Source organism: Desulfuromonas sp. TF (assembly GCF_000472285.1).
GTDB lineage: Bacteria > Desulfobacterota > Desulfuromonadia > Desulfuromonadales > ATBO01 > ATBO01.
This window is the reverse complement of the sequence record NZ_KI421421.1, coordinates 143,482-162,490: the sequence shown is the minus strand read 5'-3', so window position 1 is coordinate 162,490 and position 19,009 is coordinate 143,482. Positions and strand designations below refer to the sequence as shown.

The 19,009-nt window shown below is 55.8% G+C and carries 17 protein-coding genes; 3 read left to right on the top strand and 14 right to left on the bottom strand.

The features are described from left to right. Nucleotides 1-238 precede the first annotated feature (238 nt). Nucleotides 239-1,588, top strand: coding sequence for a polysaccharide lyase family 1 protein (locus DTF_RS23310; RefSeq protein WP_051361260.1), 1,350 nt, complete (start codon nucleotides 239-241; stop codon nucleotides 1,586-1,588). A 50-nt stretch (nucleotides 1,589-1,638) separates the two neighbouring features. Here DTF_RS23310 and DTF_RS0111980 read toward each other — a convergent pair whose 3' ends face one another. After that, nucleotides 1,639-2,532, bottom strand: coding sequence for a sulfotransferase (locus DTF_RS0111980; RefSeq protein ID WP_027715516.1), 894 nt, complete (start codon nucleotides 2,530-2,532; stop codon nucleotides 1,639-1,641). Between the two features lie 51 nt (nucleotides 2,533-2,583). Beyond that, nucleotides 2,584-3,474 (bottom strand): sulfotransferase domain-containing protein, encoded by an 891-nt coding sequence (locus DTF_RS0111975; RefSeq protein WP_027715515.1) that lies wholly within the window; start codon nucleotides 3,472-3,474, stop codon nucleotides 2,584-2,586. Between the two features lie 132 nt (nucleotides 3,475-3,606). On the opposite strand from DTF_RS0111975, the gene DTF_RS25525 reads away from it, so the two are divergent. Beyond that, nucleotides 3,607-4,746, top strand: a complete 1,140-nt coding sequence (locus DTF_RS25525) for a glycosyltransferase family 4 protein (RefSeq protein WP_051361259.1) — start codon at nucleotides 3,607-3,609, stop codon at nucleotides 4,744-4,746. Nucleotides 4,747-4,823: 77 nt separating this feature from the next. Further along, nucleotides 4,824-5,840: a sulfotransferase gene (locus DTF_RS0111965; protein WP_027715514.1), complete on the top strand. Its 1,017-nt coding sequence runs from the start codon at nucleotides 4,824-4,826 to the stop codon at nucleotides 5,838-5,840. A 30-nt stretch (nucleotides 5,841-5,870) separates the two neighbouring features. Here the strand turns inward: DTF_RS0111965 and DTF_RS23300 are convergent, their stop codons facing one another. The 12 genes from DTF_RS23300 to DTF_RS0111905 form a co-directional block, all read right to left on the bottom strand. Next, entirely contained in the window at nucleotides 5,871-7,043 is a 1,173-nt protein-coding gene (locus DTF_RS23300; RefSeq protein WP_051361258.1) for a glycosyltransferase family 4 protein, read from the bottom strand. Next, nucleotides 7,033-8,421: an O-antigen ligase gene (locus DTF_RS0111955; protein WP_027715513.1), complete on the bottom strand. Its 1,389-nt coding sequence runs from the start codon at nucleotides 8,419-8,421 to the stop codon at nucleotides 7,033-7,035. The genes DTF_RS23300 and DTF_RS0111955 overlap by 11 nt, the downstream gene beginning before the upstream one ends. A 43-nt stretch (nucleotides 8,422-8,464) precedes the next feature. Further along, nucleotides 8,465-9,307 (bottom strand): glycosyltransferase, encoded by an 843-nt coding sequence (locus tag DTF_RS0111950; RefSeq protein ID WP_027715512.1) that lies wholly within the window; start codon nucleotides 9,305-9,307, stop codon nucleotides 8,465-8,467. After that, on the bottom strand, nucleotides 9,304-10,092 hold the full coding sequence (locus DTF_RS0111945) for a sulfotransferase family 2 domain-containing protein (protein ID WP_162148638.1): 789 nt from the start codon (nucleotides 10,090-10,092) through the stop codon (nucleotides 9,304-9,306). The genes DTF_RS0111950 and DTF_RS0111945 overlap by 4 nt, the downstream gene beginning before the upstream one ends. 67 nt (nucleotides 10,093-10,159) lie before the next feature. Continuing rightward, nucleotides 10,160-11,452 (bottom strand): glycosyltransferase, encoded by a 1,293-nt coding sequence (locus DTF_RS26140; protein ID WP_027715510.1) that lies wholly within the window; start codon nucleotides 11,450-11,452, stop codon nucleotides 10,160-10,162. 2 nt (nucleotides 11,453-11,454) lie between these two features. Beyond that, the gene (locus DTF_RS25515) at nucleotides 11,455-12,447 is read right to left on the bottom strand and encodes a glycosyltransferase family 2 protein (RefSeq protein WP_051361256.1); all 993 of its coding nucleotides are present in this window, start codon (nucleotides 12,445-12,447) and stop codon (nucleotides 11,455-11,457) included. Nucleotides 12,448-12,472: 25 nt separating this feature from the next. After that, a complete protein-coding gene (locus DTF_RS0111930) occupies nucleotides 12,473-13,831 on the bottom strand; it encodes a hypothetical protein (protein ID WP_027715509.1) in 1,359 nt (452 codons plus the stop codon). 82 nt (nucleotides 13,832-13,913) lie between these two features. Continuing rightward, on the bottom strand, nucleotides 13,914-14,978 hold the full coding sequence (locus DTF_RS0111925) for a serine hydrolase (protein ID WP_027715508.1): 1,065 nt from the start codon (nucleotides 14,976-14,978) through the stop codon (nucleotides 13,914-13,916). Then, nucleotides 14,968-15,741: a DapH/DapD/GlmU-related protein gene (locus tag DTF_RS23290; protein ID WP_081702941.1), complete on the bottom strand. Its 774-nt coding sequence runs from the start codon at nucleotides 15,739-15,741 to the stop codon at nucleotides 14,968-14,970. The genes DTF_RS0111925 and DTF_RS23290 overlap by 11 nt, the downstream gene beginning before the upstream one ends. Beyond that, nucleotides 15,738-16,634, bottom strand: a complete 897-nt coding sequence (nrfD, locus tag DTF_RS0111915) for an NrfD/PsrC family molybdoenzyme membrane anchor subunit (RefSeq protein WP_027715507.1) — start codon at nucleotides 16,632-16,634, stop codon at nucleotides 15,738-15,740. The genes DTF_RS23290 and nrfD overlap by 4 nt, the downstream gene beginning before the upstream one ends. Nucleotides 16,635-16,639: 5 nt before the next feature. Beyond that, nucleotides 16,640-17,320 carry a 4Fe-4S dicluster domain-containing protein gene (locus DTF_RS23285; RefSeq protein WP_051361255.1) on the bottom strand — a complete coding sequence of 227 codons (681 nt, stop codon included), beginning with the start codon at nucleotides 17,318-17,320 and terminating at the stop codon, nucleotides 16,640-16,642. 27 nt (nucleotides 17,321-17,347) lie between these two features. Continuing rightward, nucleotides 17,348-18,964, bottom strand: a complete 1,617-nt coding sequence (locus DTF_RS0111905; protein WP_027715506.1) for a GMC oxidoreductase — start codon at nucleotides 18,962-18,964, stop codon at nucleotides 17,348-17,350. Between the last annotated feature and the right edge of the window lie 45 nt (nucleotides 18,965-19,009).

Here is a 19,009-nt window from a genome sequence, read left to right as displayed (position 1 = left end):
CCCCAGCGGTGACGACGACGGAGACGGCTACACCAACATCGAGGAGGTCCTCCATCAGATGGCCGCCCAGGTTGAAGGGAAAGCCTCCATGTAAGATGAGCGTGACATAAATTGGAACCCCTCGGGGGACAGGCCCGCATCCGGCCTGTCCCCCTTTTTCTTGAAATATCAGTGCTTTCTGTTATTCGTTTAGACAGGTTCCCGATCCAGCGGTGCGGCAAGTCATCCGGATCTTCTTATGGCCCTTGCAGATGTCCACAGTAAAATTCCCGTTCTGTTAATGGTCCTGGCGTGTTTGGCCCTGTCGGTGAGTCCGGCTTTCGCCCTGCAGACACATCCACCTCGCCCCTTGACGGTCTTCCCCGGTGCTCAGGGCTTCGGAATCGAGACGCCGGCCGGACGCGGGGGCGAAATCATCCGGGTGACCAATTTGGCCGATTCCGGATTCGGTTCGTTGCGCGCGGCGATCGAGACGGGCAGGCCGAGAATTGTTGTTTTTGAAGTCGGCGGCATCATTGATTTGAAAAAGGAGCTAAGGATAAGGGATCCCTTTGTCACCATCGCCGGACAAACTGCCCCGTCGCCGGGAATCACCCTCAGGGGCGCCGGTCTTGTCATTCAGACTCACGATGTGCTGGTACAGCATCTCAGAATCAGGGTTGGTGACCGCCTGAAAGGACCCGATCCCATGGATCGGGAGGGGCTGAAGGTGTCGGGAAAAGGCGCAAAGGTCTATAATGTGGTATGCGATCATCTCTCGATCAGCTGGGCAACCGATGAGGTCGTGAGCACGGTTTACGGCCCGCGTGAGGTGACGATCAGCAACTCGATCATCAGCGAGGGTCTGCAGAATTCCATCCATCCCCAGGGTACGCATTCTAAGGCGCTCCTGGTCAGGGAAGGGACGTGGAATCTTGCCCTGATCGGAAATCTCTTTGCGCACAATTACGACAGAAACCCCCGGGTCGCCGGCGACAGCTCGGTAGTGATGGTCAACAATCTCCTCTACAACACCGGCAAGATGCACTGGATTGAACTCGATCGTGGGCGTGGGAAAAAACCCCAGAGTATAAGTGTGATCGGCAATGTTTTCGTTCCGGGTCCCAACACCCCTCAGGATGCCTGGGCCATCAGGGTCCGGGAAGAATGTCTTCCGGGGACGAAGGTGTTTCACTCCGACAATCTGGCCGCCGGACCCATTCTCAGGGGCGACAGCCCGTTCGAGGCGCAGGTTTCCGCACCCCCGGTGTGGAATGCGTCGATCACCCCGCTTCCCGGCGCCGAGGTGGAATCCAAGGTGCTTTCCCAGGCTGGAGCCCGGCCCGCTGATCGGGATGCAGTGGACCAAAGGATTGTCAGGGAAATGAGAACCCGCAGCGGTTTCATCGTCAGCAGCGTAGGAAAAGCCGGCGGCTGGCCACAGCTCCCCACCGTTCATCGTTCTTTCAAGATTCCCGCTGATCCGGGCGGCGATGAGGACGGCGACGGTTATACGAATATAGAGGAAGTACTGCACCGGATGGCACAGGAGGTGGAGAGCGGAACTTCTTCCAAGGTGGGGGAAGGTCAAGGAAGATCGTCAATGTAGCGAAAATGGAATCCTTCGGATAGTGCAAGGTTTTATTATGCGAATCCAGTCTATGGTTCACTTCCGTCAAAGCTGAAGGGCCGGTTCAGCTCTCCGGCGTGTCTTTCGAAGTATTCCAGGTACTGCGGCGGCAGTTCCGTCTTCCATCTCAGGTCAAGTTTGATCGTCCTGCCCATGTTCTTGTAGTAACCGTCGTGCCATTCTCCAGGCTTCACGGCCTGTGAACCGTGGTTTTCAGCATCCTTTTGCGAAATAAGGGATCGGGCTCCGGTGTTGCCGCCGATCTGGTGGTGCTCGTGTTCCCAGTAGTTGAGCATGTCGGGAAAATAATTAATCTGGAGAAACCGGCAGAGGCTGCTGATCATCTCCTCCGGCCTGGAGGCTAGATTTTCGTAGGCGAGTCTGTATTTCGGCCCTTCGAACTCATCGTACAGCTTGAGTATTTTGCCGGTGGAGCGGAGCCAGCGGCTGGTGGCGGCCTCGATTCCTCTCTCTGGAGATTTTCGCAGATGGGAATTGATGACCGCTCGTCCGTCGCGGGTGAGATGAATGAGGATCGGCGTCATCGATTGCCAGTTTCGCCGGTAGCGAAGCTGTCTGCGGATCCAGTCCGGATATTTGCTGGAGTCGACGAAAATGGAGTAGTCGAACCATTCCGCGAGATGGGAATAAATGCTTCGGTGGAAACGGTGGATTTCCCGGCTGATGGCCTGGATGTTCCAACCTTGCGATAAATGCCGGCGCAGAACCGGAAGTGAGGCGCGCTTCGTCCAGTATTCGCAGGAACTGTCGCAGATGCCGCATACCTTCGGCAGATGGTGCTCTAAACGCGCCAGTTCACCCAGCCCGAAGATTTCGGGATGGCTGCCTAGAATCAGCCCCAGAAAGGTGGATCCGGAGTGCCCCTGGCTCATGATGAAGATGACTTTTATGTTTTTTGTCATGTTTTACTGCCTTATAAAGGAAGCCTATTTCGGGCGATCCAGATAAATTCATCAGCTCCAGCGCATCTTGAAGGTCTGGTTTAATTCTTCCAATTCATTCCCGAAAAGGTCCAGCAGAAATGCTCTGTGCCTCTCCGGTATGACGTCTTTTGTTGTTTTGTTTATCACCACGCTGGAGAGTAGACTATTGATGTGTTCCGGGCTGTTCGAGACACCCAAAAATGAAAAAATGCTTCTTAGCAGGTCATTCGGCCGGGTTTCTATGTCGTCGTAAATACCAATAAAAAATTTATCCCTCCCTATAATCAGACTCCACTTCCTGATAATTTCCGAGTATCCGCCACAACGTAATTGGTAGTCTTTCGAATAAAATTTCTTGAAATCATCAATGCTTACCTCCTTGAGCGTTTTTTTAGTCTGCCGTAACAGGTCTTTTTTGGCATGTGACCAGGCACGTTCAAGTGGGTTCCTTATCAGCATGATGGCTTTGATGTCGGCATTGAGGAGCGCAATTTCCTCGATCAGACTTTCCTTCATTACGGCATAAGAAGCGGTGGCTTCTCCCTTTATGCAAGGGGAGAAAAGCTTCTTAAAATTGAAATTCAGAGAACCGAGGCTCCGGGTGTTTTTCAGGTGCACCGCATTCTGTCTTATTATGTCGGAGAACCTTGGAGTGAACCTGGCCGAATACCATTCCAAGCGATCGGATGTATAATTCGTGCCACTTTTAGTGATGAGCTTATTGAAAAAATAAAGTTCCTTTTTTGACGGCATGAAGACTTCCGGGTGAAAGCAGAGATTCTCATGCAGCCAACTGGTCCCGGTTCTCTGCGGTCCGATAAGGAGAAAGTCGGGAAATTCGTATCGGCCAGGCTTCAGGCCGTGCCGATTAACGTGCCGAAGCCCGGAAATCTTTTCTGTCGTTAATTCGATCGTTGCCATTATGTCTTTCCGCGACCCTTTAGCCCTTGCTTTTGATGACAGTCTACAAAAGTTTGGTACTCTGACAAGAGGGGGAAACTTCCCGGGAAGCAAGAAAGTGGATCACCCTTGTTATTCCTTTATGGGACACTCATGGAAAACGCCAGCCACAGCCAGAGCCGTTCGTCGGTTCTCCAAAAGAACATGAAAGTTCTTATCGTTTCAAAATCATTGAAAGAGCAGGGGGGGGTCGTCAATTTTGTTTCAATGCTGGTGAACAAATTCTCTGCGGAAACGGCATGGGAACACCTGGAAATAGGGAAGAATCCCTCAATGGGGGGCTTCCAGGCCAAACTGAAAATACTTTTATCCGACAATCTTCATCTCAAAAACAGGCTGTCGACAGGGAATTTCATCTTGTTGCATCTCAATACTTCGCTTAACAGCAGGGCTCTCGTCCGTGACGGTTCATTTCTGATACTGGCGTCTCTTCTCGGCTTCAAAAACAACGTCGTCTTCATCCATGGCTGGGACGAGGGTCTCGAGCGGAAATTAAAGGAAAGCGTCCTGATGAGGGCCGCCTTTTTTCATGTATTCGGCCGCTCCAGGATGCTGATCGTTCTTGCCTCACGTTTCCGTGACACCCTGGTCTCCCTGGGGTTCGATCCGGCAAAGATCAGGATTTTTCCGACCATGTTCGATGGCGGCCTTTTCAGCGGCGCTTTCAAGGGAAACCAGGGGGCGGGGACGATCCTTTTCATGTCGAGACTGGTCCGGGAGAAAGGAGTTTATGAACTGCTGGAGGCCTTCGCACGACTGAGTGAACGCCATCGTGGAATCCGGCTGAATATTGCCGGGGATGGTGAAGAAAGTGCCGCCGTTGCCCGGTGGATAGATTCCAGCGGCCTGGGCGACCGGATCGGACTTCTCGGTTATCTGCGGGGAGAGAAAAAGGCCCGGGCTCTGCGGGAAGCGGATATCTTCGTTTTGCCGACCCGCCACGGGGAGGGGTGCCCCGTGGCCCTGCTGGAGGCGATGGCGGCCGGCCTGGCCGTGATCGCCACCCCGGTCGGTGGCATCCCCGATGTCTTCAGAGACGGCGTCAACGGGATCCTTCTTCGTGACTCTCGGCCTGCCACCATAGCGGAGGCGGTTGCCCAACTCCTCGACGACGACGAACTCCGTGCCCGGACCGGAGAGCATAACCGGAGGGAAGCTTGGCAAAAGTTCGAGTCGCGGATTGTGGTTCGTCGGTTGGAGGAGCTCTACCGCGAGGTCGCCTCTTCAACCTGAGTATCCGGCCCTGAAATCCTGATCTCATCAGGGAGTGACGGCCTGAGCGAATCGATAAGAGAAAAAAGGAAGAGCATATGGATGCGCCGATATTCATTGTGGGCACGCCTCGGTCGGGAACGACGCTGACCGCCCGGATCCTGGGGCGGCACTCACGTCTGTTCATGCCGGGAGAGGTGCATTTTTTCGAGGACATCTATTCCCGCCGCAGAGAGCTCGGGGAGCCGGGAAACGTCCCTTCCCGGAAGATGATCCTGGAGCGGCTCGCCACCTTGTATGGGCGTTTCAACGAGCCAGCCGACCAGCAAAGAATCGAGAAGCTCCTCGCAGATCCGGCAATTCGGCATGAGCTGGAGTCGTCCTGTAGCACCTACCGTGACATCTTTTCCACCTTTATGGAGATCCAGGCGAGGAGTGAAGGGAAGCTCAGGTGGGGGAACAACGCACCCCGAGACCTGTTCAATATCATGGAAATCATCTCTTTTTATCCGGATGCCAAAATCCTGCTGTGCATCAGGGATGTCCGTGATTTCCTGATATCCTATCGGGACAAATGGAAGGCGACCTCTGCCGAAAACGTCGAACGCCTCAGGGTGCTCTACCATCCGGTGGTGACCTCGCTGCTCTGGAAGGCGAGCGCCCGGAAAATAGCCGTCCTTCCGGCCAGTCTCCCCGGGGCGCATTTCATGCTGCTTCGTTACGAGGATCTGGTCGGCCGGCCGGAGCCGACGGTGCGGAAAGTGTGCGAATTCGTCGGGGAGGCCTTTGAGCCGGACATGCTTAATATCGATTCGAGCAACACCTCGGCCGACACGCGGGGAGAAGGGATCTTCGCCTCCTCGGTCGGACGCTGGAAGGGGGCTCTGGCTGAGGCGGATGTCCAGGTGGCCCAATTGCTGACACGGAAAGAGCTGAAACGGTTGGGTTATTCGATAGAGAAAGTGAGGGCGGGCTGGACCAGGGTCATCGGCAGGTTCCTTTCCGCCCCGTATGCCTTCCGGCGGGCGCTTGCGGCGAACAGGGAAAGAAGAGGGCCGCTGCTCTCCTATGCCATACGGAGGGCGAGTCCGTTTTTCCGGGGGAAGACTTCCTGATCGGGCGGCATCACAGGGACGGGGGAAACTTCAATCAAGTTCATTCCGCCCCCTCTTCTCGGACTGGGGTTCGACCAGGGGAAGGCGCTTGTCTGTCTTGGGATCGGTCGAAAGGTTCATGAGTATGGCGTCAAGGCTCTCCAAGTAGCGCTCGGGGAGGTGGGTGCGGTTGAAGTATGCCTGAATGCGCCGTCGATGATCGACGGAGAAGCGGGACAGCTCCTGTAGAATGCCTGTGATGTCCCCTTCCTCTCTCATCACCGCCCCCAGGGCGTTTTTCTCAATTATGCCGTCGGCATCGAAGAAGGAGGCCGTGGGGATCCCCCTCGACCACGCCTGCAGGAATGTGTTGGGAAATCCCTCCAGCTCCGAGGTATTGACGAACAGGGCGGCCCGGTCGAAAAGCTCCTCGGTGGCCCTCAGCGGCTGGAAACCGAGGAAATCCAGATTGTTCATTGCCGCCGCTTCGGCCTTGACCGTCTCATACAGCGCTTCATGTCCCTTGACCATCCCTCCGACCATCCTGAATTCGAGATCGGGGCAGGAACGGGCGATCTCAAGAAGGAGGCGAGGGCGCTTCATCGGCTTGATATTCGCCACCCACAGCGCGTAACTCCCCTTTTCGACCAAACTTCTGCGGGGGTAGACGTTATAGGCGACGGTGGCGTCGAGACCGAAGTTTTTCCGCAGCAGTTTTTTCTGATTCTGCGACTGCACGATGATGTAAGCGGCATGTTTCAACCCCCAGATGTACAGGAGCTTGTCCCGCCAGTAGGGGACGTTGATCGCCTCGGGGATGAAATTGGTGTCGTGGGCCGCGGAAAAGATGAAGGTCTTTTGGTGGATAAGGCAGAAAAGGGATACGATGCCTGTTATGGCTGCCGCTCCGCGTTGGTAATAAATCTGGGCGTCGGCGGCCTTAAGCGCCTTCCAGATCCGTGGGACTTTTGTGAAGAAAAACCGCAAAAATGGATAGCCGTCGTCTTCGGAGAAGGTCTTGAATACGGGTATCCCCCCTATCGATTCATTCTGCCTGCGATCGCCGAAGACCTTGGTAACGTAGGAGACGTCATATCTGTTCTCGTGCAAGTGTCTGCCGATGATGACCTGCTGAAATTCCGCCCCTCCCATGAAATCTCCTGAATCGCCGGCCAGCACCGGATAAACGTTCGGGGAGACGAAGCAGATCCGGTTAGATTTCATGGGAAAGTTTTCTTTCTTTCTGATGCATTCTGACGATATTCAAGGAGATGGCCAGGGAAATCCAGAGGTAGCTGTTGCTCATCTCCGGGAAAAAATTCCTCCCCGTCATACCGCTGAGCAGGTAGGCGACGATGGAGACCAGCGTTCCGGCCAGAAGGGTTCTGTACTTGCCCTTGGGCACATCCCTTATCCCGTTCCTGATCTCTTTCAGGAAATAGAGGAAGAACAGGACGAAGAAGGACAGTCCGACGATTCCCGTATCCAGGAATGTGGTCAGGTACATGTTGTGGGCATGTCCCTTCCAGAGCGGGCTCGAGTGGATGATGGCGTATCTGCCGCTGCCGACCAGCAACTTCTTCGGATCCCTCTTGACGTCGTCCAGCAGCGGCATCCAGATATTTTCCACCCTTCCGGCGGAAAACGCCTGCAGATTTCTCTCCTCGATTCCCGTCAGCCCCCTTTCAATGACGGTATCCGGGGCGAGAAAGACCGCGCAGATCCCCAGAAGCATTACAGCCGGCAGGAGTTTCTTTTTCTTGTCGAGAACCAGGAAGAAGATTGTGGAAAAGACGATCAGTACATAAGCCGTTCTGGAGTACAGGATCGCGACGCTGGCGAGGGTGAAGACCAGATTGATGGCATTGAACGTATTCTTCTTGTAAATGAACCAGGCCAGAACGATGGGATATCCGAGGATATAGAAATCGGACAAGCCGTTGGTGTGCATGCCGAAGAAATCGCCGAACCTCGTCCTGGCGTAATGGAAATCGGCTCCGGTCCCGATGTCGACCAGATAGAAGGCCAGTATGCATGCCGATAGAATAAATATCGAATATTTAAAACATCCTATGACGAAATCGACATCGATCCGTTCGCGCATGTATCCCACGATGATCAGAAAGGGCAGGAGAAAGAAGACAGGTTTTATAAGATAGGAAATCAGATATTTCCCGGTTCCCATCGATTCCTGAAAATAGAAATTCAGAATGTGCAGATGTGGCATGCTTCTGAGAACACTGATGGCCAGAAGCACTATCGATCCTAAAACAAAGGCGATTTCAGGACCCTTCACACTGAAGCGCCTTTTTGAAAGGATAAAGACCATGACCACCGCGAGAAGGGCCAGGTTGATGATCCTGAGCCCCGGGATTCCCGCAAATTTATCGCCGACGAGCGCCGTCCCCGAGAACGGCGCCAAACAGATCAGGGCGGCGAGGGCGTAGGAAGGCTTCAGATAGAGAGCGAACGAGACGATGAGGCCGATGACCATCACCAGCGACAGTCTAACATCGACCAGGTTCAGGCATCCGACCAGGACGGTCAGTCCGATCGCAACACAGGTCGGCAGCCAGTTTCTTTTCAAACTCACGGTGTTCATGCTTTCCCGTCCTTCGGGTCATTCGGTGGGCACATCGCCGGACTCACACCCGGCCCAGGCGCCGCCGCAGGTAATACCTGAGATATCTCAGGAAATGTCCGGTGTTCACGATGCTGAAGGGCTCGCTCAGGCGCAGGCTTCTACCCTTGAGCCTCTTGAGTTCCATCAACCGCACCTTTCTCTGCCGTTTGGTCATCTTGTCCTTGTGCTTATTGTAAAGGCGCCAGTCGCCCTTGATTTTTCCCCTGGAGACGCTGAGCCTCTCGCCCAGGTGATCCCGGTAGACCTTCTGCAGCGGTTCGGGGAGCATGCGGGCGCTGCCGTATCTTTCCAGCAGCCGCAACCACATGTCGTAATCCTGGCCGGACGTCAGGCTCTCGTCGAATCCCCCCACCGCGAGGAGCCTCTCTCTGCGAGTGAGAATCTGATTGCCGGTGACGTTCCGATAGAGCATCTCCTTCAGGGTGATCACCCTTTTCTTCTCCCGCTGCTCCACCCGTTCCGAATACACGATCCAGTCCCGTGAGCAGACATAGGCGTATTCGTCGCGGAAGCTCTCCAGCAGTTTCTCGACCCGCCGCGGCAGCCACTCGTCATCGTCGTCGAGGCCGGCAACGAACTCCCCCTGCGCCTCCCTGATCCCGTAATTCCTGGCGGCGCAGGCCCCGCGGGGGGTGTCGTGCCGCAGGTAGCGCAGTTTCTCGCATTTCTCCCGGTATCGGCCCACCAGCTCCGGCGTGCCGTCCCGCGAGCCGTCATCCACGACGATGATCTCCAGATGGGGATAGGTCTGCGCCAGCACCGAGTCGATCGCCCGTGAGAGGAGGTCGGCCCGGTTATGAGTGGTGATGATGGCGGTGACCAGCGCCCCGCTGCGGTCGGTCATGACGGCCCCCGCTTCGCCCTGCGGATGAAATTGTCGCGGGCATATTGATAAACTTCCCGGTCCGGCTCGCAGATTTCGCGGATTCTTTCCTCCACAGCGGGGGTGATGACCTCTTTCTGCTGCGTTTCGGACTTGGGATTCCTGTTGATCGTCGGGATGTTCAGGGAAGCATGGAACCTTTTCCTGAACTGATCCTTGAAATCATCCATATCCTCCAGGATTCCAACGATGTCGAACTTGTGAAGGTTCCTCTTGGCTCGTTCTACGGCTTCGGCGGATGCATAATCCCCCGAAGCCTGGTGACCTCCGATGAATTTTACGTATTCGGCGCCCTGCGCCCGGCCGAAATCCGAGTCGAGATACTGCTCGATATCCAGATCCACCTTGAAATGATCAGAATCCTTGTAGCGGTTGTAGAAATAGGTGGATATCCACCTTTTGACGGGATCCCTCAGCAGGGTGACGAAGGAGAAGTCGCCGGAAAACCTCTGGTGGGCGATCTCGCTGAAGGTGAAGTGGCCGGAGATGTACCTCGTCCGTTTCTGGCTCATGGAATAAAGAAGGAGGTTCTCCCGGAGTTTCATGATCGGGTAATCGCTGCTTGCGTCATGGGGATAATCGGTCCCCTTAGTCATCTTAACGACCCGGGCCGTCGCGCCCGGATCGAGGTCGAAGAAGAAGCGATCCTTGCGGACATCCAGGGAGAGTAAGTTTAGACGTATGGCCCGGCGGATGGAGGTCCCGCCGCACTTGGGTATATGGAGGAAAAAGATGTTTTCCTTCACGCCTTTTCCAAGCAGGTTGTCAACTCTTTTAAATATACTCCTCAAAGAAGCCATTCAGGAGCTCCTCTTACTTGTAAGTATAGCTGCCCGACTCCTGCAGGTCCGCTTTCGGAGAATCATCTTCCTTAGACTTCATGCTTTTGGAATATATCTCCACGAGTTGGTCGTTGAGCTTATGAATGTTGAATTCCTTTTCGATTTTGGACCTTCCGGCACGTCCCATCTCGATCAGCCGCTCAGGATGACTGAGGAGAAAAATCAAGCGTTCGACAAGGGTTTCCACATCCCGCTCCGGGACCAGAAAACCCGACTTTCCTTCTTCAACCAGTTCAGGGATGGCGCTGTGAACGGTGCTGATGACTGGCAGGCCGCTGGCCAGAGCCTCCATCAGGACAACGGGCAGTCCTTCCTTGTCTCCGTTGCGATCGACTACGCTTGGGGCCAGGAAAATATCAGCATCTCTCATAAGTTTCCTGACTTCGTCCTGCCGTCTCCAGCCTAAAATTTCAACTTTATCTCCAATCTCCAGTTTCGCAATGAGCCCCTCCATCTTCTCCCGCAGCGGACCGTCGCCAACGATACGGTATTTAATTCGGGGAAATCTTTTAAGCGCCTCGGCTACTCCCCGGATTCCATAGATAATTCCCTTTTTCTCGACCAGGCGCCCCACCGTCAGAAGGTTTATCGTCTCACCGGGTTCTGAATAACGGGGAGAAAACTTGCTTGGATCTATGCCCATTCGATGGACAAGAATTTTTTCGGGATCACAACCAAGGCCGACCAACTCGTTTTTCATGTCCTCGCTGATCGGCAGAAACACATCCCCTTTCGTGAATAGAAAATCATAAACGTTTCGTCCACGACTCTTTATATATTTTGATACGTCAAATCCATGGAAAGTAGTTATCAATCTACCATTGATGGCCCCTATGTATCTTAGTTTAGCAGCCAGGATTCCGTTGGGTCCGAAATGACAATGCAAAATATCGTATTTGTCCCTGTTTTTTGCCAGGATATCCGCCTTGTAGAGTAGGCCGAGAGACGTGGCTTCACTTCCAAGGGTTATCGGATTGAGTGACCTGTATAATGGAGCTGTATTGTGTTTTGTCATTAAAATTCCTATGGCACCACAAATTCTTTTAAATTTATTTTCAGGCATGATTCGACCGGATCTTCCGTGACAAAATGTCCTGTCCAAAAGACGGTATTTTTCAACATCAGAATGCATTATCGGACCATTCGTTATGTTGTATGTATATATGTCGACATCATGACCAAGATCAATAAGCCCTGTAATTTGATTTAAAATAAAAGTCTGAGACAAAACCGGAAAAGAATTTAAAAAGAATGCAATATTCATTTTTAATCTCCCTTAGGTTCACCTTGCCATTCGACTTGATTCCTTATGTTCAAGTTCTTTTTCCTTTGTTTTTTCAACCTGAAGTAGCGAGACAAAGGATTGGAAGGAAAAACAAGGTAAACAGGAGGAATGGCTGCGAAATTAAACATCTTGTAAACTTTACAGCAGGCTACAAGTCGCTCACCAGTCGATTTTATAAGGCTGGCTCGCCTGTAGTTCGTCTTGGACAAGTAACGGCTCCCCTCGGCCCTGATCAACTCCTTATCGGTAAGGGCTAATTCACACATCAAATCCAGGAGCATGAGCGAGTCCTCGCACCAATCCTCGACCTTGGCCGCATAGGTTATCGTTTCATCGTGTTTTCTGTAACTTGCTTTTACCTCGGGAACGTCGATCCTCCCGAGTTTTGCCGCCAACAGGAATTCAGCCACGACGTCTTGAAAGAGGTTCTTTTTTGATTTAAACCCTCCGATTTTGTTAAGATATTCACTGTTGAATAAGGTGCTGCAAAGATATAAGGCTGTTTGACCTTTAAACCACTCTCTGAAGAAATCCTCGATAGGGAGTCCGCCGGCATTGTTACGTATTTCCTTTTTTGCATTTCCATCCTGATCAATTATTCTTGTCCCGGTTCGAATTATTCCTACATCGGTTTTCCTGCCTAGACTTTTCATGCATGTCTCGATGAAATCTTCATCGATGAGATCATCATCATGGAGCAGTAGAAAATATTTTCCCCGTGCATGGTCGACACAGAAGTTGAAATTGTTGTTGGCGCCGATGTTTTCCGAATGTTTGAAGTAGCGGATGCGGGGATCCCCGAAGCCGGCAACCAGCTCGTCGGTGCGGTCGGAGGAACAGTTGTCCGCCACGATGACTTCTATATTGGGCCAGGTCTGATCAAGTGCGCTTTTCAGTGCCTGTCGCAGATAGCCGTCGGCCCGATTGTAGGTGGGGATGCCAATGGTCACCAGGGGTCTGTCTGCAGGGGTCATCTATCAAATCTCCATGGCAAAGCGGTTATTTCCGATGACCGAACGCGGCTGAACGGTCTTCAGCCGTTGGAACGGTTTTCCTTGCTGCCGCCGGCTTCACGGCGGAATCAGAAGAAATCTCCGCTGGGAAAGAGGACTCCGGCTTTTGATTTTTGTCCGCGGCATTTCGTTGATACCGCCGATAAATAGTGAACACGAGCAAAGCCGTGATTCCTGTTGAAAGGGAACGGATTTCCGGCCTGGCATCCAGAAACTCCATGAGCGGCAACAGAAGCAGAAGCGGCAGATACCGGCAATTTCGGTCCCAAAAGCCGGGAATGACGGCTCCGATCAAAAGCAGCAGCGCCGAAAGGGAAAATAAGAAGGTCCCCGTCAGGTACTCCCTGGAAACAAGGGATCCGATGACGGGCAGCAGGCGCGGAGGATCGTAGGCGAGACCGGCGGAGCAGAGCAGAAAGAAGAGGGACAGGACCGGCAGCATTTTCGGTTTCGCTGCCGGGGCATCCGAATATTCCAGTGTCCAGGCAAGGAGGATGAAAAAGACAGACACCGGATACCATGCGAGGGGGTTTCCCTGTTCCGTAACATTGATGAGTCCGGGAACCGTCATGCTGGCCAGGATATGGAGGCCCCCCCCGATCAGGACGATTTCGGAGACTTTTTTCATCCTGCCAGGGTCGGGGATGATCGCCCGCAGGGAAGAGGTCATGCCCTGGGCGCGATGGGGAACGATCCCTGAAAAGATCAGAAGCATCCCCAGCAGCTCCGAACCCTCTTCCAGCGCGACCCTCAGTCCCAGTGCCCAGTTCGCCCAGGAACCGGCATGTTCCAGATATTCCTGCAGAGCAACGGAGCCAAAGAGGCTGATGCCGACGCCTATGAACAGGGACGAGCGCCTGGTCTGCGGGTTTCTGAAGAGCACGGCCAGGGCGCAGGCGACCAGAGAACCGAAAACCACTCCGTACGGCAGCAGGTCGCTCCAGCCGCCGATCCGCTCATGGATCGAGCCGAGTTCGTCGAGTGAGAGACACGTGAAAACGGCGGAGAGAGCCAGCCAGGCAAATTTCTCCTTGTTCCCCTTTTTTTGAGAATAAAGCTCGTAAGCCAGAAGACCCAGGGCCAGAAGGCAGAGGGCGGACCACCAAACGGCGGCATTCATCTCAACCGCCAGGTTGAAATGGCGGACCAGCCAGCGCTTTCCGGGAAAAGACAGAGGGTATTGTTTGACCGCCGTCGTGGCGATAAGAAACAGGTCGATTCCCAGGATCCAGATCCACCATGGGATCGCCTTGCGGCGGACTCCGCTTTCTCCGGGCATCCTCCAGGCGCAGATGATACGCTCGAGTTTCCTGATGCCTTTGGAATGAATCTCTAATTCAGCCATATTCGGACCTTTTTATAATCAGGAGGCAGACACCGCTGGACTGGCATGGTTCTATTTAAATGTCTGCCTTCATGGTTTTTCTTCAAAACACGCATTTCCTCAGCAGTTTGAAAAAAACGTCGTAAATCCTCTCGGTCACGTTTCCATCCTGTCCCAGCCGGACAAACACCATGTTCCATTCGGGGATGACGAAACACCTGTTGTTATTGAATCCTTTGGCGGCATAGGTCCCGGGAGGTGCGGACGGCCACCTGCGGCGTCCATAACGCCCGGGGCCATTGGTCCACCAATTGAATCCATATCTGCCGGGTCCATCGCTGCTCCTCTTGCCGGAGCAGGGGACGGAAGCGGGCACTTGCGTCGCTGTTGCCAGATCGACCCACTTGGCGCTGAGCAGTTGGCGGCCGGCCCAGCATCCACGATTCAGGAAGAGGTGGCCGAAACGTGCCATCTCAAGGGCCGAGATGTCGATTCCCTTACCCTTGTTCCCTGCACCGCCGTTGATCAGAACCCCTCCAATGGCGCCGAAATTTCCCCATACCCAGCCATCGGGATCAAAGCCGACCGGGTCGGCAATCGACCGCCGGAACAGGTCCCCCGACGGCTCTCCGGCAATGCGGGTGAGCACGTGGAGAAACTGGTTCATGGCTGAATCCCAATACCGGAACTGCGTTCCCGGGGCGAACAGAGGTTCCGTGGGAGTGAATGGCTTTCCGCTCTGATCGCCTCCCCCGTCGTAGCCGGAGGTCATGGTGGTGAAATGCCTGAGGCTGACGGCCGGATATTCGGGAGCGAGTTCCGGCAGGTAATCCTTCGCCAGGCTGTCCAGCGAGCATTTCCCCTGGTCGATCAGGAGTCCCAGCACGGTACCGGCGAAGGATTTGGTGCATGACCAGACACTGTGCCGTACCGCGGACCGGTCCCCCTTCCAGATGAGCCGTCCGTTTCGAATCACCACGACCTCGGAGACTCTGTCCTTCCCCGTTTTCCGGGCCAGATAGGACAGCGCCTTCTCCAGTCTCCCGGAATGGACATTCTGGGTTTCGGGAGAAACTTCCTCCCAGAGGGAGCCGGGGAAGGCCATGCTTGCATCGGCCTCCGTCCGGAAGAATCTTTCGGTGCCGAGAATATCGGCTTCAGCCTTCATCCACACTAAATGCCACCTTTTCCATCTTTGCCCCGCCTGCCTTGCCGGTATGCGGCTCTGCAAGGACCAGATCGCTGCGCATCTTGACCACCCGCGCAGGCATGCCGACGGCGATCGCCCCGTCGGGAATATCCGTTGTCACCAGGGATCCGGCTCCGATGACAGCTCCTTTGCCGATACGCACCCCGCTCAGCACCGTGACTCCGACACCCAGCCAAGCCTCGTCATCGATAACGATCGGACCATTCGACTCGAGGGGCTGTTTGCGAATCGGCTGGTCAGGCGCGATGCCGTGGTTGTAGGAATAGAGGGCGCAGTTGGGGGCGATCATGACCCCCGATCCGATCCGGATCGGCGCCACAAAGGCGTTGATCTGGCAGCGCGGATGGATGCTCGATCCGGCGCCTATGCTCAGGCTGCCGCCGAGGTCGGTTTCGATGGTGGTGTCCCTGTAGATGTAGACGCCGTCGCCCAGCTGGACCGGACCCCCCTCTTTTTTCTGAAAGACAAGAACCCGGTCGCCGATGAAGCAGTGCTTCCCGAGCCGGAGGTCGTCGTGGTAGATCGTCGCCGTCGGCTCGATATACCCCTGGCTGTTCATCTTCGCCAGCACAATTCGTTCCTTGTGCGGCGGTGCCGACCAGGAAGCGAAACGGGCGGCGCACCGTCCCACCGCTCCCCTCCCCGCAAAATGCATCCAGAACTTGGCCCATCTCTTCTTCCAGGGGCCGAAACTGGGGCGTCCGGATCGATTTCCCTTCATTTTCCTCCTCCTTCCCCGGATCGGGTTTGTTGGCAGGATATTTCCTGACGGGGGTCGAGAACGATTTCCCTCAGGTAACCGGCTTTCAGCAATATCGCTCCCTTCAGCCCGGCACCACCGATGATCACCGCCCATCCGGCAACGGCCAAAACCGGCCACGCAGCGAGCTTGCCCGGCAGTATTGCCAGGGGAAGGAGCAGGGCCATGGGAAGAAGGTGCGCGACGCCGACGGTCAGCAGCAGCGAACGGGGGCGGCAAAGAGCCTGCACGGATCGGGAAGCGCCTCCGTTACGGCAATGCCGCAGGTACAGAAGCCAGACCGCAAGGTCGAGCACCAGACAGATCAGGGCCGTCCATCCGGCATGGAGTGCGGGAATGGTCCCTTCCCAGGCAGCCGCCAGCAGCAGCGGTCCGCTCCCCGTGGCGAATCCCGAAGCGACGAAAAGGAAGGGCAGCAGTGGGTTGTTCCAGCCCTCTATGCCCCGGGCCCGATAAACAAGAAAACTTTGGCTTAAGATAAAAGCGATGGCTGCCGCCGCTGCGATGAGCCGCAGCAGGAGGATCGGGAAAAGGGCGTCCAAAAGAGCGCAGGGCACGAACAGCAGGGCCGCCAGGGTCTCCCGCGACATCCAGGAGTTCCGCAGATGGCTGAGCAGGTAACGGCTCCGCAGTGGGCGGCCGGCTTCGAGGGCCAGGACGGCCAGACCCAAAAGGACGAGGATCGGAGCGGCCGTCAGGAAGGCGGACGGTTGCTGCCGCCCGGCGACCTCCGCAGGCAGGCTCAGGAGCAGAAGGCTCAGCAGGTAGAATCCGGCCCCCATCCCTCCCAGGATGAAATTCAGGGCCGCCGCCCACCCCCACGTCTCCTGTCGACTCGGTCGGATGAGTTCCATCGCCCTCACACCTCCTCTTCCCTGGCGTCGAGTCCGGTCCACCCGTCCGGTAGGAGGTAGAAGACTGCCGGGACGGTCCCCAATGAATTTTGGAGCCGGATCGCCCGGTTTCCCTGCAGCAGGCGGGACACCGGACTCTCAGGATCATCCAGATCTCCGAAACAGAGGGCCTTGGCGCTGCATTCGACGACGCAGGCCGGCGTCGCCTCGGCATCGATTCCCGGCCGCAGCCCTTGCTCCAGCCCCTTCTCCAGCCGGGGCAGGCAGAAATGGCATTTGGTGCAGATGCCGACGGATGGGGTGGCGCTTTTGCCGGCGGACGGCGCCGGCAAGCTGGCCTCGGTTTCGACGGCGGAGTTGCGGGAGATAAGGGTCCTGGCCCTATAGGGACAGGCGACGATGCAGTAGCCGCAGCCGAGGCAGCGTTTCGGATCGATGTCGATAATGCCGTCGGGCCGCCGGTGGGTGGCCCGGGTGGGACAAACGTCAAGGCAGGGAGGAGAGTCGCAGTGGTTACAGCTCTGGGGAAGGAAGAACCGTTGTCGCTGGGGTTTTTCGCTCAGCCCGCAATCGTCGACCCGCCGCCAGGCGTCAATAGGGATCCGGTTGACCGCGTGGCAGGCCAGGGCGCAGGAGCGGCATCCGAAACACCTGCTTAAATCGATCACCATTCCCCAGCGTGCCATCGGATTTTTCTCCCGGGATAAGCTCCCTCAGCCGAGTAGTTTTTTGACGCGATCGGCCAGTCGGACGGTGAGGGCCAGAAAAGTAAGTACCGGGTTGGCATAGCCGCTCGTCGGAAAGACCGAGGGACCGGCGATGAACAGGTTTGCCAGACCATGGACCCGGCTGTTTTCGTCGACAACCCCCTTTTTCGGGTCGGTGTGCATGCGGGTGGTCCCCATATGATGCCATCCGCCGTGCAGGTGAGGGGGTGGGGCGTCGTCTTCGAGTTCGATATAAAGCTCCCCAAGGCCGGACCGGCGCAGCTCCTCGCCGATGATCTCCTGCGAACGGATGATGCTGCGCATGTCGGCCGTTGTAGGCTGCCAGTTCAACTGCGCCCGATTCTGGCCCAAAGGATCTCGTTCCGTCATCAGGCTGACCCGGCTTTCGGGGTTGGGTATCTGCTCGGCCATCGTATTGAGGCGAAAGACCTTGATTTTTCCTCTCCGGCGGATCTTGCGGTAGACGTGCTGGGCGATTTCCGGAAAATTGCCCAGCATGTTGGACAGATGTTCTCCGGCCCCTTCCGGCAGCTCTCCGTGTCCCAGGGCGGATCGGAATGCGTTGAGGGAATCGACTCCTTTCGAAGCTCGCGATTGGAAGCGCGGATCGGGGAGATGCTTGGGGTGCAGGGATGCGCAGTAGTTGAGCAGCCGTTCTCGACGCACCACTTCCTCGGAAAGAGTCAGCTTCCCCATGATCGCCCTTCCCTTGGCTTCGTGGATCCGATAAAGACCCGTAGCATCGAAGAGCCCGGGATCGGTGGGGACGAAGATTCCCGACCATAGATGGGGATGCTCCATGAAGAATCGCCCGACCAGGTCGTGCTCATTGCCGAGCCCGGCGCTCTGGACGCGATTGGAAAGAAGCATCAGGCGAGGAGTTTCTATTCCCCCGAGGGCCAGGACGTAAATCCCTGCCCTGGTCTGGAAATTCTTGCCGTCCAGGGTTGCCGCACGAATGCCGGTGACGGTCCTGCCCGCTTCGTCGGTTTCAACCTCGAGGACGTTGGAGTACAGGTAGGCGGAGACGTTTTCGCTTTGTTCTATCTCCGCGCGGTAATCCGTGAAGAATGGATCGCGCACGCCGAACTGGAAAATGGTTGTTTCCACCCGCTGACCGTCCAGGGGAAGCCGCTGGGTTTGCGTCGGATTTTCCCAGTCCCCGACCTCGAAAGTGTCGGGACCGATACGGCAGATGTCCAGGGCGCGCTCATAGTAGGGATCGAGCTGGCTTCTGGAAAAAGGCCAGCCGCTGTAGGGGACCCAGTCACGAGTTTCGAAATCGATGGGATCAAGGGGACGCAGCCGCACCCCCCCGAGGCGTCTCTCCCCCAGGGGGATATGCCAGAAATGGCTGGTGCCGCCGAAAAAGCGGGCGCGCGACGTGTCCAGGGGATAGTAGGGATGGCCGACGTTCTTCCCCCAGTACAGCGACTGGGTCGCTTTGTCGGGCTGGAATCCTCCACTCTCCAGCAGACATACCCTGACTTTCCCGCCGATGAATTCCCGGGCCAGGGCGATACCGGCCACCCCGGCGCCGACGATGCAGATATCGGCCTCGATCGTCTGTCCGTCCGGTAATGTACGCGCATCGAAAATCATGAGATTTCCTTATCCGGGAATAATGACTGCCGATTCGGTTTGGGA

Bases quoted from the DNA above. Each gene is read 5' to 3' on its own strand.
- DTF_RS23310 (WP_051361260.1), top strand. From the start codon at position 239: ATGGCCCTTGCAGATGTCCACAGTAAAATTCCCGTTCTGTTAATGGTC.
- DTF_RS0111980 (WP_027715516.1), bottom strand. From the start codon at position 2,532: ATGACAAAAAACATAAAAGTCATCTTCATCATGAGCCAGGGGCACTCC.
- DTF_RS0111975 (WP_027715515.1), bottom strand. From the start codon at position 3,474: ATGGCAACGATCGAATTAACGACAGAAAAGATTTCCGGGCTTCGGCAC.
- DTF_RS25525 (WP_051361259.1), top strand. From the start codon at position 3,607: ATGGAAAACGCCAGCCACAGCCAGAGCCGTTCGTCGGTTCTCCAAAAG.
- DTF_RS0111965 (WP_027715514.1), top strand. From the start codon at position 4,824: ATGGATGCGCCGATATTCATTGTGGGCACGCCTCGGTCGGGAACGACG.
- DTF_RS23300 (WP_051361258.1), bottom strand. From the start codon at position 7,043: ATGAAATCTAACCGGATCTGCTTCGTCTCCCCGAACGTTTATCCGGTG.
- DTF_RS0111955 (WP_027715513.1), bottom strand. From the start codon at position 8,421: ATGAACACCGTGAGTTTGAAAAGAAACTGGCTGCCGACCTGTGTTGCG.
- DTF_RS0111950 (WP_027715512.1), bottom strand. From the start codon at position 9,307: ATGACCGACCGCAGCGGGGCGCTGGTCACCGCCATCATCACCACTCAT.
- DTF_RS26140 (WP_027715510.1), bottom strand. From the start codon at position 11,452: ATGAATATTGCATTCTTTTTAAATTCTTTTCCGGTTTTGTCTCAGACT.
- DTF_RS25515 (WP_051361256.1), bottom strand. From the start codon at position 12,447: ATGACCCCTGCAGACAGACCCCTGGTGACCATTGGCATCCCCACCTAC.
- DTF_RS0111930 (WP_027715509.1), bottom strand. From the start codon at position 13,831: ATGGCTGAATTAGAGATTCATTCCAAAGGCATCAGGAAACTCGAGCGT.
- DTF_RS0111925 (WP_027715508.1), bottom strand. From the start codon at position 14,978: ATGAAGGCTGAAGCCGATATTCTCGGCACCGAAAGATTCTTCCGGACG.
- DTF_RS23290 (WP_081702941.1), bottom strand. From the start codon at position 15,741: ATGAAGGGAAATCGATCCGGACGCCCCAGTTTCGGCCCCTGGAAGAAG.
- nrfD (WP_027715507.1), bottom strand. From the start codon at position 16,634: ATGGAACTCATCCGACCGAGTCGACAGGAGACGTGGGGGTGGGCGGCG.
- DTF_RS23285 (WP_051361255.1), bottom strand. From the start codon at position 17,320: ATGGCACGCTGGGGAATGGTGATCGATTTAAGCAGGTGTTTCGGATGC.
- DTF_RS0111905 (WP_027715506.1), bottom strand. From the start codon at position 18,964: ATGATTTTCGATGCGCGTACATTACCGGACGGACAGACGATCGAGGCC.